The following is a 13,675-nucleotide window of genomic DNA, read 5'->3' on the forward strand; positions in this document are numbered from 1 at the left end:
GCAGAAATGCGAAGCTTATAGCAATTTTTGCGAATCTAGTGGTTATGACGTGAAGGTTACACCCGTTCCCATTCCGAACACGATGGTTAAGCTTCACAGTGCCGATGGTACTGCACGGGAGACTGTGTGGAAGAGTAGGTCGCTGCTAGGTTAATGATAAAAAGACGCTAAGTTTAAATACTTAGTGTCTTTTTTATTTGTAGTGAATCAACTATACAAACTTATAAAAATAATATTTAAAGTAAGTAAGAGCCTACAGAAGCCAAGTATATCTAATGATTAGCATTTATAAACAGAATTATTGGCATCAGATGGAGTTCCAACTCCATCTGATGTTTATTAATATAGTGTGATGGGAGTATTAGAGCGGGTAGTCATCGGATAAAAATATGTTGGAGTAAATGGAATAAGGTATAGCGCTTTGAGATAGTTCTATATAAACAAAAATTTATTGCTTTATCTGAATGAAATACTACAGTGTTAACCTGTGTTTGAATAAAAAAAATTCAAAACTATAGTTATATTTAATTCGGAGTGTTCATAAATATTAAATATAGATAAATGATATCAAAGAAAAAGCTTCGATATCATCTACCTATAAAAAGGAATTAAAAAAACTATAAAGGGGGATGCAAGATGAAAACGCAAATTAGACTAAGAATGAGTGCACATGATGCTCATTATGGAGGAAATCTTGTTGATGGAGCAAGAATGATGCAACTATTTGGAGATGTAGCAACAGAACTTTTAATTAAAAATGACGGAGATGAAGGCCTATTTAGGGCATACGATAATGTTGAGTTTTTGGCTCCAGTATATGCAGGTGACTATATAGAAGTTGAAGGGGAAATCACTGAAATAGGAAACAGCTCAAGAAAAATGATTTTTGAAGCAAGAAAGGTAGTAGTGCCAAGAACAGATGTAAATGATTCTGCAGCTGACTCTTTAGAGAAACCAATAGTCGTATGTAGAGCCTCTGGTACTTGTGTAGTACCTAAAGATAAGCAAAGAAAAAAATAACTAGTTAAAATAAAGTTTACAAAATAGTAATAATTAAATTTTAATTACAATATAAATTAACATAAGGAAAATATAAACTAAAAGTTAGCATAATAATGCTTAATACATTGATTTAAATTGAAAATTAAATAGAATTAATACATAAATAGAGGCGCAGGTGAAAGGGTAGTTTATAGGTGATAAGGAGAATAACCCTCCAACACTATAGATGAAGGATTCATTTGCCGAAAGAATATATTAGGTGTTTGGTATGTTCTTGGGGAGAATGGCACAATAGCTTACTCCTTGCCATGAATGGTATTCATGGAGCGCTATTTATGTAATGAAAAGGAAATTTTCATTGCATGAATGGCAAACTAAAATTATGTTTTTAGAAGCATTGAAGATTTTCAATGCTTTTTATTTTTATTAAATGTTTTAATTTATGATTAAAGCATATTTTTAGTAAGTCGCTACATGCAACAGGGGGGATTGTCATGGAAAAATTAATCATCACAGCAGCTATTTGTGGTGCTGAAGTTACAAAGAATCATAATCCTAATGTACCTTACACAGTGGAGGAGATAGGAAGAGAGGCTGAAGCTGCTTATAAGGCAGGAGCAAGCATAATTCATCTTCATGTGAGATGGGATGATGGTACTCCTACGCAAGATAGAGAAAGATTTAGAAAATGCATTGATGAAATCAAAAGAAGATGTCCAGATGTAATTGTACAACCTTCTACAGGAGGTGCTGTTGGAATGAGTGATGAAGAAAGATTACAGCCTGTAGATTTAAGACCAGAAATGGCAACATTGGATTGCGGAACTTGTAATTTTGGAGGAGATGACGTTTTTGTAAACACAGAAAATTCTATTAGGGTATTTGGAAAGAAGATGATCGATCTAGGAGTAAAGCCTGAAATAGAAGTGTTTGACAAAGGGATGATTGATATGGCACTTAGGCTTTATAAAAAAGAATTCATTAAAGCACCGATGCATTTTAATTTTGTATTAGGTGTAAATGGTGGAATTTCTGCAACAGCTAGAGACTTGGTGTTTATGGCAGGAAGTATTCCACAAGGAAGTACTTTTACTGTAGCAGGAATCGGAAAAAGTGAGTTTGAAATGGCTGCTTTATCAATAATAATGGGTGGACATGTTAGAGTAGGATTTGAGGATAACATTTACATTTCTAAAGGAGTACTGGCTAAATCGAATGGTGAATTAGTAGAAAAAGTAGTTAGAATAGCTAAAGAGTTTGGAAGAGATATTGCGAGCCCAGACGAGGCTAGAAGAATTATGGGTATTAGCAAATAAATGCCTCTATTTGCTATGCTATAAAAACGTATTCATGTAAAGGTGTATTTTTGGCATAATAGAAAACGAATAAATTGAAGAAGTTAGGTCATTTACTTAAACTGATTAGTTATAGATGAAAAAATAAAAATAATAGATATTTAGGGGGAATTTAATTATGAAAAAAGGATGTAAATTTGGAACACATAGGGTATTAGAGCCACAAGGAGTTTTAACACAAGCTGCCTATAAGATAGATAACAATATGGATGTTTACAGTAATGAGTTATTAATAGATGTACAAGCATTAAATATTGACTCAGCGAGCTTTACACAAATTGAAGAGGAAGCAAAAGGTGACATAGAAAAAATCAAAGCTAGAATAATAGAAATAGTAAATGAAAGAGGAAAAATGCAAAATCCTGTGACAGGATCAGGTGGAATGCTTATAGGAACTGTAGCTCAGGTAGGAGAAGACCTAAAGGATAGAGATTTAAAAGTAGGAGATAAAATTGCTTCATTGGTATCTCTTTCATTGACACCATTAAAGATTGAAGAAATTATAGGTGTAAAACCTGAAATAGATAGGGTTGAGGTTAAGGCAAAGGCAATATTATTTGAAAGTGCAATATATGCTAAACTTCCAAGTGACATGCCTGAAACACTTGCATTAGCTGCATTAGATGTTGCAGGAGCTCCAGCACAAACTGCTAAGCTTGTAAAACCTGGACAAAGTGTATTAATTTTAGGTGCTAGCGGGAAATCAGGATTACTTTGCTGCTATGAGGCTATGAAGAGAGTAGGACCAACTGGAAAAGTTATAGGAATGGTTAGAAAACAAGAACAAGCTAAAAAGCTTTTAGAATTAGGTCTATGCCATGAGGCTATAGTAAGTGATGCTCAAAAGCCTGTAGATGTATTAAATAAAACACTAGAGGTAAACGGAGGAAACGAGGTAGACATTTCAATCAACTGTGTAAATATACCTAACAGCGAAATGGCTTGCATACTTCCAGTAAAAGATGGTGGAATTGTTTACTTCTTCTCTATGGCAACAAGCTTTACTAAAGCAGCTCTTGGTGCAGAAGGTATTGGAAAAGATGTAAATATGATAATAGGTAATGGATATACAAAAGATCACGCCGAAATAACACTAGCAGAATTAAGAGAAAGTCAAACTTTAAGAGAAATATTTGAAAAAATGTATGTTTAATTAGAAACTACTTATTCTAAGACATTTCTGAACATTTTTATTGGTGATTGTATGGCAGACTGCATGTGAGATTAGCGAAGTAATTACAAAACTCATAACTCATGTGCCTGTCACCATAACCATTAATTTGGCAAGTAAGTACTTGATAACATTTATCCTATTTATAAAAAACCATACTAATAGGATATATTCATATCAATGACTGCAATCATTACTTGTTGAATTCAAGTTAAAAATAGCACTTAATTATTGGGAGGATTTAAATGAAAAATTATATAAGAAATGAACTGTTTAAAGACATTACAGATGAACAGTGGAATGATTGGAAATGGCAGTTAAGAAATAGAATCGAAACAGTAGATGAACTTAAAAAATATATTCCCCTAACTGAAGAAGAAGAGGAAGGAGCTAGAAAATGCCTTCAATCCTTAAGAATGGCAATTACACCTTATTATTTATCATTAATAGATGTAGATGATATAAATGATCCTATTAGAAAAGAAGCAATACCAACTGGACAAGAGCTTCACAAAGCAGCGGCAGATCAATTAGATCCACTTCATGAAGATGAGGATTCACCAGTACCAGGGTTAACTCATCGATATCCAGACAGAGCACTACTCTTAGTTACAGATCAATGCTCCATGTATTGCAGACATTGTACTAGAAGAAGATTTGCAGGACAAAATGATTCAGCGCTTCCAATGGCACAAGTAGATAAAGCAATCGATTATATATCAAAAACACCAGTAATAAGAGATGTTCTTCTTTCCGGTGGAGACGCGTTACTGCTTTCAGATGATAAGCTGGAATATATCATATCTAAACTAAGAGCCATACCTCATGTTGAAATAGTAAGAATAGGTTCAAGAATCCCAGTAGTTTTACCTCAAAGAATCACACCTGAATTAGTTCAAATGCTTTCAAAATATCATCCAATATGGCTAAATACACATTTTAATCATCCAAATGAAATTACAGAGGAATCAAAGAAGGCTTGTGAAATGTTAGCTAATGCAGGCATCCCACTCGGAAATCAATCTGTTCTCCTGCGGGGTGTAAATGACTGCGTACATGTAATGAAAAAATTAGTCAATGAATTAGTAAAAATAAGAGTTAGACCATACTATATCTATCAATGCGATCTTTCAATGGGCCTTGAGCATTTCAGAACAACAGTATCTAAGGGAATAGAAATTATTGAAGGATTAAGAGGACATACTTCTGGATTCTGTGTTCCTACCTTTGTGGTTGATGCACCAGGTGGAGGTGGAAAAACTCCAGTTATGCCGAATTATGTAATTTCTCAAAACCACAGCAAGGTAATTTTGAGGAATTTTGAGGGAGTAATCACAACTTATGAAGAGCCAACAAACTACACTCCAGGCTGTAAATGCGAAGTTTGTAGAGGAGAAAAAGAAGTTAAGAAGGTGGGCGTTGCAGGACTATTAAATGGACAGCAAATGAGCTTGGAACCAGAAGGGTTAGAGAGAAAGAAGAGAAATCATCATAGTCATGAATAAAAAATATATTCTTCAGATGGTTAAAGGATATAGTACCTTATCAATTATAGGAATGGACAAAAATGTTGGAAAAACCACACTACTTAACTACATTTTGCAGGAGTCAAGGGGAAAACTTCCCCTTGGCCTAACTTCTATAGGCAGAGATGGGGAAGAGGAAGATGTTGTAATGGGCACGGAGAAACCTCGGATTTATGTTGAAAAAGGCACTATAATTGCAACAGCTAAAAAGTGTTTGCTTGAGTGTGATATAACCAGAGAAATCATTAAAACTACTGGTATAAATACTGCAATAGGAGAAGTAGTTATTGTTAGAGCTCTTAGCGATGGACATGTAGAACTTGGAGGACCTTCTATCAATGCACATATGGTTAATATATGTAAGTATTTAAGGGAAGCGGGAAGTAACCTCGTCATTGTAGATGGTGCCTTAAGCAGAAAAACCACCGCAGCTCCTTTAATAACAGAAGCTGCCATACTTTCCACAGGAGCAGCTTTATCTGCCAATATGGACAAAGTAGTAGAAAAAACTGCACATACTGTAAAGGTTCTTTCATTGCCAAAAGAAGAGGATGGTGAAGTATGTAGGTTAAGTGAAGATCTACTAAAGGAATTCAGAGTTGGCATCATATTTGATTATAATAATGTGAAAGGCTTAAAGCTTCCTACATCATTAGAGGCTGAAAAGGAGATTATTGAATACTTAAATCAAAGACCAAAGTACGTAACTATAAAAGGAATTGTTTCTGATAAATTGATTTCAGATATTATGAAATCTACAGATAAATATAAAGGTGTAACATTTTTAGCTGAGGATGGCACTAAAGTATTTCTAAAACAGGATACACTGTATAAATTCGAAAAGCAAGGGGGACGGATTAAGGTCACTCATCCAATTAACATTACCTGTGTAAGTGCGAATCCTAAATCACCTTTTGGCTATGAATTTGATAAAGTAAAATTCATTGAGATGCTTAGACAAAATATAGATTTACCAGTATTTGATGTAGTGGGAGGGGATTAGCATTCGATTTTTAGATAAAGAGCAAAGAGAACAGATAGGCTTCAGTTTTATTTTAGATAATCTAAATTTGAATACTGTATACGGTTTAGATGAAAAGAAGTTGCTAAAACCCTTTAAAAAAAGTGAAAGAAGTAGATTAGCAGCAGAACTAGACAATTTGGAAACAGTTATTGAAAGTATAGAGAAAGACAAATCTGTTTATAGAGAGATTGTTACAAGACTACGGAAGCTTAAAGATATAAGAAACTCTTTAAGGAGATGTAAAAACCTAAATATTTTGGATGATGTTGAACTATATGAACTAAAATTTTTTGCAATTATAATGAACGAGGTTATTCAGTGTTATGAAAAACTGAATATAAGCATAATAGGAATAAAGTTTTGTAAACTAGAAGAAGTTATTACACTTTTAGATCCGGAAGGGATGGGAATACCTACATTCTATATCTATGATAAGTATTCGAAGAATCTTAGGAGTTTAAGAGAAAGAAAAAGAGAAATTGAAAATAAAATTTTTGAGGATATAAATGAAGAAACAAAGGCAAAATTGAAGCAGCAAAGATTAGAAATAGTAATTCAAGAAGAACAAGAAGAGATGAGAATAAGGAAAGAGCTTACAGAGCAGCTGTTTGAGTATATTAGTATTATTAACGAGAATATATATTCTATAGGAAAACTAGATTTACTAATAGCAAAGGCTGAATTGACTATAAAATATAAGGGTGTAAGGCCAGAAATCCAAGAAAATATGGAAATTTTAATGGAAGATGCCTTTAATCCAGAGGTGGTAGAAATTCTATTTCAAAAGGGCAAGGAATTTACTCCTATAAGTATAGCCGTAAAAAGCGGAACTACTGTAATAACAGGAGCAAATATGGGGGGCAAAAGTGTAACTTTAAAGACAATTGTTTTAAATATGTTACTAGGACAGATGGGCTTTTTTGTGTTTTGCAAGAAGGCCAAAATTCCTATTCTGGATTTTATTCAATTTATTTCTGATGACATGCAAAATATATCTAAGGGACTTAGTACTTTTGGGGCTGAAATCATTAAGCTGAAGGAAGTATTGAGCTATGTGAAGAACTACGACGGCTTTGTGGCACTAGATGAATTTGCTAGAGGCACAAACCCAAAGGAAGGAATGAATTTAGTAAAGTCTCTTTGTGATTACCTAAATAAATTTTCCACTATTACAGTAATATCTACTCATTATGATGGTGTAGTAAATAAAAACATGACTCATTATCAAGTGATTGGGCTAAAGAACGTGGATTTTGGTGCTCTAAAGCAGAAAATAGACTTAAATAGAAAACAATCTATAGAGATTATTCAAAAACACATGGAATATAAATTGGAAAAGGTCTCAAAAGAAAGTAAAGTGCCGAAAGATGCATTAAACATATCAATGCTTTTAGGACTAGAGCCAGAGCTTATAAGTATAGCAAAGCAATATTATGAAGCTAATCAATTTACAAAATAATAGGAGGCGCACTATGGAAAGTAAGTTAAACTTAAACTTCAAATTAGTTGAGAGTGCAAGACAAAGTGCAAAAAAAATAGCATTAGACATACAGGAATTTATAGATAAGCACACTACGGTTGCTGTTGAAAGAACGATTTGCAGGTTACTTGGAATAGATGGAACAGATAAATTTGGAGTTCCATTACCTAACGTTATAGTTGAAAACATAAAAAAAGGAAATGGATTATCAGTAGGGGCAGCAATGTTTGTTGGAAACGCAATGGTTAACACTAAACTATCTCCACAGGATATTGCTGAAAAGGTTTCAGAGGGAGAACTAGACTTAACCAAGCTACCAATGTCAGATATTTTCGAAATTAAGATGGCAATAAATGAAATTGCTAAGAGTAATGTAGAAAAGATAAGAAAAAACAGAGGGAGAAGAACTGAATTTTTAGACAGATTCGGTGATAAAAAAGGTCCGTATCTTTATGTTATTGTTGCAACAGGTAATATATATGAAGATATTATACAAGCAAAGGCAGCTGCTAAACAGGGAGCTGACATCATAGCAGTAATTAGAACAACTGGTCAAAGCTTACTTGATTATGTGCCTTATGGAGCAACTACAGAGGGCTTTGGAGGAACTTTTGCTACACAAGAAAACTTTAAGCTTATGAGATCAGCACTAGATGAAATAGGAGAAGAGCTTGGAAGATATATTAGACTTTGTAACTACTGTTCAGGCTTGTGTATGCCAGAAATTGCAGCAATGGGAGCTTTTGAAAGACTAGATGTTATGTTAAACGATGCTCTATATGGAATTTTATTTAGAGATATAAATATGCAGAGAACAATTGTAGATCAATATTTTTCAAGAATTATTAATGGTTTTGCGGGGGTTATTATTAATACTGGAGAAGATAACTACCTAACCACAGCAGATGCTATAGAAGAAGCCCATACTGTGCTTGCATCTCAGTTTATAAATGAACAATTTGCAGCACTTGCAGGTATTCCAGAAGAACAAATGGGCCTTGGACATGCGTTTGAAATAAATCCTGATATTAAAAATGGATTTTTGTATGAACTTGCACAAGCACAAATGGCAAGGGAAATATTCCCTAAGTCACCATTAAAATATATGCCTCCAACAAAGTTTATGACTGGAAATATATTCAAGGGGCATGTACAAGATGCATTATTCAATATGATAACCATAATGACTAACCAAAAGCTGCATCTTCTTGGTATGCTAACAGAAGCAATTCACACACCATTTATGTCAGACAGGGCATTATCAATAGAAAATGCTCAATATATATTTAACACAATGGAAGACTTAGGAAATGAAATTACCTTTAAGAAAGGAGGCTTAATAGAACAGAGGGCAGATGAAGTGCTTAATAAGGCACATGATCTAATAACAGAAATTGAAAAAGAGGGGCTATTTAGGACATTAGAACAAGGCAAATTTGGTGGCGTTAAGAGACCTATAAATGGAGGAAAAGGATTAGAAGGTGTAATTCAAAAAGACAAAGAATACTTTAATCCATTTATAAAACTAATGTTAGAAAATTCAACAGATAATAATTGTAAATGTACAGGAGGAGTTAAATAATGGGTGGCGGATTATACTCTACAGGTAAAAAAGATTTTGATAAGAATTTGGACTTGACTAAAGTGAGGCCTTACGGAGATACAATGAATGATGGAAAAGTTCAAGTTAGTTTTACTCTTCCAGTAGAAGATGGGGAAAAAGCAGTTGAAGCAGCCAAAATACTTGCGAAAAAGATGGGAATAGAAGAGCCTTCTGTAGCCTATCACAGTGCTTTAGATAAGGAATATACATTTTGTGTTGTCTATGGTAGCTTAATTCATTCTGTAGATTATACTTCAATTCATGTACAAACAGTTGATGTTCATACAATGGATATGGCTGAAATAAATGAATATATAAAAGAAAATATAAAACGCACGGTTGTAGTTATAGGAGCAAGTACAGGTACAGATGCTCATACAGTTGGGATAGATGCAATTATGAATATGAAGGGTTTTGCAGGGCATTATGGTCTCGAAAGATATGAAATGATTGAAGCTCATAATCTAGGAAGTCAGGTTTCAAACGAAGAATTTGTTAAGAAGGCTGTAGAACTCAAGGCAGACGTGCTCTTAGTGTCCCAAACAGTTACCCAAAAAAATATCCACATACAAAATCTAACCGAATTAGTAGAACTTTTAGAAGCGGAGGGGTTAAGAGATAAAGTAATTTTAGTTTGTGGCGGTCCAAGAATAACACATGAGCTTGCTAAGGAACTTGGTTACGATGCAGGTTTTGGTCCTGGAAAGTATGCAGATGATGTGGCTACTTTCTCTATAGTTGAAATGGTTAGGAGAATAAAAAAATAGGTGGGGGATAATTATGAGTGATAACTCTGAAGTCAAAAAAGGGAATTCGCAGGAACTGAAAAGAAGTTTAAAAGCTAGACATCTTAACATGATAGCTATTGGAGGTGCTATTGGAACTGGTCTATTTTTCGCAAGTGGAGGTTCTATAAGCACAGCTGGACCTGGAGGAGCTCTTGTTGCATATTCAATAATGGGTATATTAGTTTACTTTCTAATGACCTCTTTAGGCGAAATGGCAACATTATTACCTGTATCTGGATCTTTTGAGACCTACGCAACAAAATTTGTTGATCCTGCACTAGGGTTTGCCCTTGGATGGAACTATTGGTTTAACTGGGCTATTACTGTTGCAGCAGAGCTAGTGGCTGCGGCTCTCGTTATAAAATTCTGGTTCCCTAATACTAATACTACTCTATGGAGTATGGTATTTTTGGCAATATTATTTGGAATTAATATTTTATCTGCTAGGGCCTATGGTGAAGGAGAATACTGGTTTGCAGGAATAAAGGTTGTAACTATAATCATATTCCTAATCGTTGGATTCTTAATGATCCTTGGAATCTTAGGTGGCAATACAGATGGCTTTAGCAACTGGGTTATATCTGATGGAGCTGGTAAAAAAGCACCTTTTGTAGGTGGTATGCTGGCAATACTTAATATTTTCCTAATAGCAGGGTTCTCTTTCCAAGGCACTGAACTTGTAGGACTTGCAGCAGGAGAATCAGAAAACCCGGAAAAAAACGTACCAAGAGCTATAAAAACAGTTTTCTGGCGTATTCTCTTATTTTATATAGGTTCAATTATAGTTATCAGTTTCTTAATTCCTTTTACTAACCCAAACCTCTTAAAGAGTGGTGCAGACAATATAGCCTTTAGTCCATTCACAATGGTATTTCAAAAATTAGGTATTGCTTTTGCTGCTAGTATTATGAATGCTGTAATATTGAGTTCAGTACTTTCCTGTGGAAACTCAGGGCTATATGCAGCATCTCGTATGCTTTATTCTATGGCAAAAGAACACAAGGCTCCTGCATTCCTTGGAAAAGTAAACAAAAGAGGGGTTCCAATGAATGCATTATACGTTACTACTCTTGTTGCAAGTACTGCCTTTTTTGCATCCTTAGTAGGTGATGGAAAAATATATTCTATACTTTACAATGCTTCTGGATTATGCGGATTCTTTGCTTGGCTGGGTATAGCAATTTGTCACTTAAGATTCAGAAAAGCTTATACTGCTAATGGCGGAAAAATTGAAGATTTAAAATTCAAGGCTAAATGGTTTCCATTTGGACCTATACTTGCAGTAATACTTTGCACTATAGTAATTCTTGGAGCAAATATATGGGTATTCCAACAGGAGTGGAGCTGGTTTGACTTTATCACAAACTATGCATGTATTCCAGCTTTCTTACTATTATATATCTGTTATAAAGTAGTTAAGAAGACTAAGGTTATACCTTTAGAGCAATGTGATTTTACACATGAATAATAAGTGTTAGACTAATAAGAGGTTGTTACTATAGAGGGTTACTAATAACAGTTAACTTAATGGTAACAACTTTTTAAATGTAGGAAGCACAAGTAATATTCTATTTTTTATCCGACGAAAGGAGGGAAAACTAATAAAGAATGAAGAAATAAAAAGTAATTTGCTTCTTTTTGTTGCAGCAGCAATTTGGGGACTTGCGTTTGTAGCTCAGAGGGTTGGTTCCGAGTATTTAGGAGCCTTTACCTTTAATGGAGTTAGATTTGCACTAGGAAGTATATCTTTAATACCGTTGATATTCTATTTTAATAAGAAAAATAGAAAAGATAAGGATCATGAAAATGAAACGGATTCTAAAATCTTAACGATAAAAGGTGGAGTAATTATAGGCTGTGTTCTTTTCCTTGCTGCGTCTATCCAGCAAATCGGGCTATCTTATACTACGGCAGGAAAAGCAGGTTTTATAACGGGTTTTTATATTGTTCTTGTTCCCGTGTTTAGCATTATATTAAAACAGCGTATTGATATAAGTGTCTGGGGGGGAGCTGTCTTAGCAATTCTAGGGCTATATCTCCTAAGTGGCACAGAAAACTTTACTATATCAAAAGGGGATTTATATGAGTTAGTGGGATCTGTTTTTTGGGCATTTCACATATTGCTTATAGACCATTTTACAAATAAGGTTGATGCCATAAAATTGTCTTTTATTCAATTTGTTACCTGTTCTGTACTAAGTATGATTGTTGCACTTATTTTCGAAAGAGTCAGCATATATGGATTGACTCAAGCATTAGTACCACTACTTTATGGAGGAATATGTTCTGTGGGAATAGCTTATACTCTTCAAGTAATTGGTCAAAAACATGCTAAAGCATCTCATTCCGCTATTATTCTTAGCCTAGAATCAGTTTTTGCATGTATTGGTGGAATATTAATTTTAAATGAGCCTATGGGATTTAGAGGATTTATAGGTTGTGTTTTAATGTTTAGCGGAATGATTTTATCTCAATTTAAAAATTTCAAAAAACTATAAATTATTGGGGGGACTATGAGTCAGTATATCGATTTGTATTCAAAATATCCTATTTTAGAAATAGATTTAAATAAGTTACGAGAAAATGTAAAAGTTATGGTTCAGTTATGCAGACGTCAGGGAATTAGCATAGCAGGAGTAGTTAAAGGTTTTAACGGATTGCCAAGGGTGGCCGGGGAATTTGTAAATGCGGGATGTGAGTATATAGCAGATTCAAGAATGGATCAAATTATCAAATTGAAGGAATATGGTATAAAAGTACCTATTATGCTGATTAGAATTCCTATGTTTAGCGAAATTAAATCTTTGGTTAAATACGTAGATATAAGTTTAAACTCTGAATTGGAGACCTTAAAAAGAATCGAACAAGAGTGTGAACTACAGGATAGGACTCATAATGTAATATTGATGTATGATCTTGGAGATTTAAGGGAGGGCGTTATAAATAAGGATGAGTTTACCGATCTAGCTGTATATGTAGAGAAAAATTTAAAAAGAGTTAATTTATATGGGATAGGAACTAATTTAGGATGCTATGGATCTATAAAACCTACAGAATATAATTTAGGTATGCTTTGTGATATTGGTCATGAAATCGAAAATAAAATAAACAGAAAGCTAGATATTATATCTGGAGGGGCAACAAGTTCAATTCCATTAATTATTGATGGAAAAATGCCTAAAGGAGTTAATAACTTAAGAATAGGTGAAGGTATACTTTCTGGAAGAGATCTACAAGACTTTTGGGGGTATAACATGGATTTTATGAACTTGGATGCATTTATTTTGAAGGCACAAGTTATTGAAATTAAAGATAAACCTACATACCCCATAGGTGAAATATTTATTGATGCTTTTGGAAAAGTTCCTGAATATGAAGATAAGGGAATAAGAAAAAGGGCATTGGTAGGCGTTGGAAAACAGGATTTTGGACTACATGATAAATTAGTTCCAGTAAAACCTGGGGTTAAGATAGTAGGAAGCAGCAGTGATCATTTAATAATAGATATTGAGGAGTGTAAAGAGAGAATAAAACTAGGCAGTGTTATGGAGTTTATGATGTACTACCCTGCCATACTTTACTTAAGTGAAAGCCCTTCTGTAACAAAGGTTTTGATTTAGATACACAAATTCAAAGCTAGATTTATCTGTCAGGATACATTATCAGTTCTTCGACATTATAAATGTTTTTTTATGATTATAAAACTCGAACGTTATAAAAGCCTAA

The 13,675-nt window shown here is 34.0% G+C and carries 11 protein-coding genes, 1 rRNA gene and 1 riboswitch; all 12 genes read left to right on the top strand.

Going from position 1 to position 13,675, the window contains the following annotated elements; translation table 11 throughout:
* Nucleotides 1–34 precede the first annotated feature (34 nt).
* Nucleotides 35–151, top strand: a 5S ribosomal RNA gene (gene rrf / locus AC0N0V_RS06465).
* Nucleotides 152–636: 485 nt separating this feature from the next.
* A complete protein-coding gene (gene kal, locus AC0N0V_RS06470) occupies nucleotides 637–1,020 on the top strand; it encodes a 3-aminobutyryl-CoA ammonia lyase (RefSeq protein ID WP_474462826.1) in 384 nt (127 codons plus the stop codon).
* Between the two features lie 138 nt (nucleotides 1,021–1,158).
* Nucleotides 1,159–1,342: riboswitch (Lysine riboswitch) on the top strand.
* Nucleotides 1,343–1,496: 154 nt separating this feature from the next.
* Nucleotides 1,497–2,318: a 3-keto-5-aminohexanoate cleavage enzyme gene (gene kce, locus AC0N0V_RS06475; protein ID WP_474462827.1), complete on the top strand. Its 822-nt coding sequence runs from the start codon at nucleotides 1,497–1,499 to the stop codon at nucleotides 2,316–2,318.
* Nucleotides 2,319–2,475: 157 nt separating this feature from the next.
* Entirely contained in the window at nucleotides 2,476–3,510 is a 1,035-nt protein-coding gene (kdd, locus tag AC0N0V_RS06480; protein WP_474462829.1) for an L-erythro-3,5-diaminohexanoate dehydrogenase, read from the top strand.
* A 263-nt stretch (nucleotides 3,511–3,773) separates the two neighbouring features.
* Nucleotides 3,774–5,033 (top strand): lysine 2,3-aminomutase, encoded by a 1,260-nt coding sequence (kamA, locus tag AC0N0V_RS06485; RefSeq protein ID WP_474462830.1) that lies wholly within the window; start codon nucleotides 3,774–3,776, stop codon nucleotides 5,031–5,033.
* A complete protein-coding gene (gene kamB, locus AC0N0V_RS06490) occupies nucleotides 5,026–6,057 on the top strand; it encodes a lysine 5,6-aminomutase reactivase subunit KamB (protein WP_474462831.1) in 1,032 nt (343 codons plus the stop codon). Before kamA ends, kamB begins: the two co-directional genes overlap by 8 nt.
* A 34-nt stretch (nucleotides 6,058–6,091) precedes the next feature.
* A complete protein-coding gene (gene kamC, locus AC0N0V_RS06495) occupies nucleotides 6,092–7,537 on the top strand; it encodes a lysine 5,6-aminomutase reactivase ATPase KamC (RefSeq protein WP_474464467.1) in 1,446 nt (481 codons plus the stop codon).
* A 13-nt stretch (nucleotides 7,538–7,550) separates the two neighbouring features.
* Nucleotides 7,551–9,140 (top strand): lysine 5,6-aminomutase subunit alpha, encoded by a 1,590-nt coding sequence (gene kamD / locus AC0N0V_RS06500; RefSeq protein WP_474462833.1) that lies wholly within the window; start codon nucleotides 7,551–7,553, stop codon nucleotides 9,138–9,140.
* Complete coding sequence (gene kamE, locus AC0N0V_RS06505; RefSeq protein WP_474462835.1) at nucleotides 9,140–9,928, top strand: lysine 5,6-aminomutase subunit beta; 789 nt, start codon at nucleotides 9,140–9,142, stop codon at nucleotides 9,926–9,928. The genes kamD and kamE overlap by 1 nt, the downstream gene beginning before the upstream one ends.
* Before the next feature lie 13 nt (nucleotides 9,929–9,941).
* Nucleotides 9,942–11,417 carry an amino acid permease gene (locus AC0N0V_RS06510; protein WP_474462837.1) on the top strand — a complete coding sequence of 492 codons (1,476 nt, stop codon included), beginning with the start codon at nucleotides 9,942–9,944 and terminating at the stop codon, nucleotides 11,415–11,417.
* 160 nt (nucleotides 11,418–11,577) lie between these two features.
* Nucleotides 11,578–12,447 (top strand): DMT family transporter, encoded by an 870-nt coding sequence (locus tag AC0N0V_RS06515; protein ID WP_474462840.1) that lies wholly within the window; start codon nucleotides 11,578–11,580, stop codon nucleotides 12,445–12,447.
* Between the two features lie 15 nt (nucleotides 12,448–12,462).
* Nucleotides 12,463–13,569 (top strand): alanine racemase, encoded by a 1,107-nt coding sequence (locus AC0N0V_RS06520; RefSeq protein WP_474462842.1) that lies wholly within the window; start codon nucleotides 12,463–12,465, stop codon nucleotides 13,567–13,569.
* Nucleotides 13,570–13,675: the final 106 nt, after the last annotated feature.

Source organism: Clostridium sp. CS1-1 (assembly GCF_056135525.1).

Coding starts and splice junctions, on each gene's coding strand:
- kamB (WP_474462831.1), top strand. CDS start 5,026: ATGAATAAAAAATATATTCTTCAGATGGTTAAAGGATATAGTACCTTA.
- AC0N0V_RS06510 (WP_474462837.1), top strand. CDS start 9,942: ATGAGTGATAACTCTGAAGTCAAAAAAGGGAATTCGCAGGAACTGAAA.
- kamE (WP_474462835.1), top strand. CDS start 9,140: ATGGGTGGCGGATTATACTCTACAGGTAAAAAAGATTTTGATAAGAAT.
- kamD (WP_474462833.1), top strand. CDS start 7,551: ATGGAAAGTAAGTTAAACTTAAACTTCAAATTAGTTGAGAGTGCAAGA.
- kamA (WP_474462830.1), top strand. CDS start 3,774: ATGAAAAATTATATAAGAAATGAACTGTTTAAAGACATTACAGATGAA.
- AC0N0V_RS06520 (WP_474462842.1), top strand. CDS start 12,463: ATGAGTCAGTATATCGATTTGTATTCAAAATATCCTATTTTAGAAATA.
- kal (WP_474462826.1), top strand. CDS start 637: ATGAAAACGCAAATTAGACTAAGAATGAGTGCACATGATGCTCATTAT.
- kce (WP_474462827.1), top strand. CDS start 1,497: ATGGAAAAATTAATCATCACAGCAGCTATTTGTGGTGCTGAAGTTACA.
- kdd (WP_474462829.1), top strand. CDS start 2,476: ATGAAAAAAGGATGTAAATTTGGAACACATAGGGTATTAGAGCCACAA.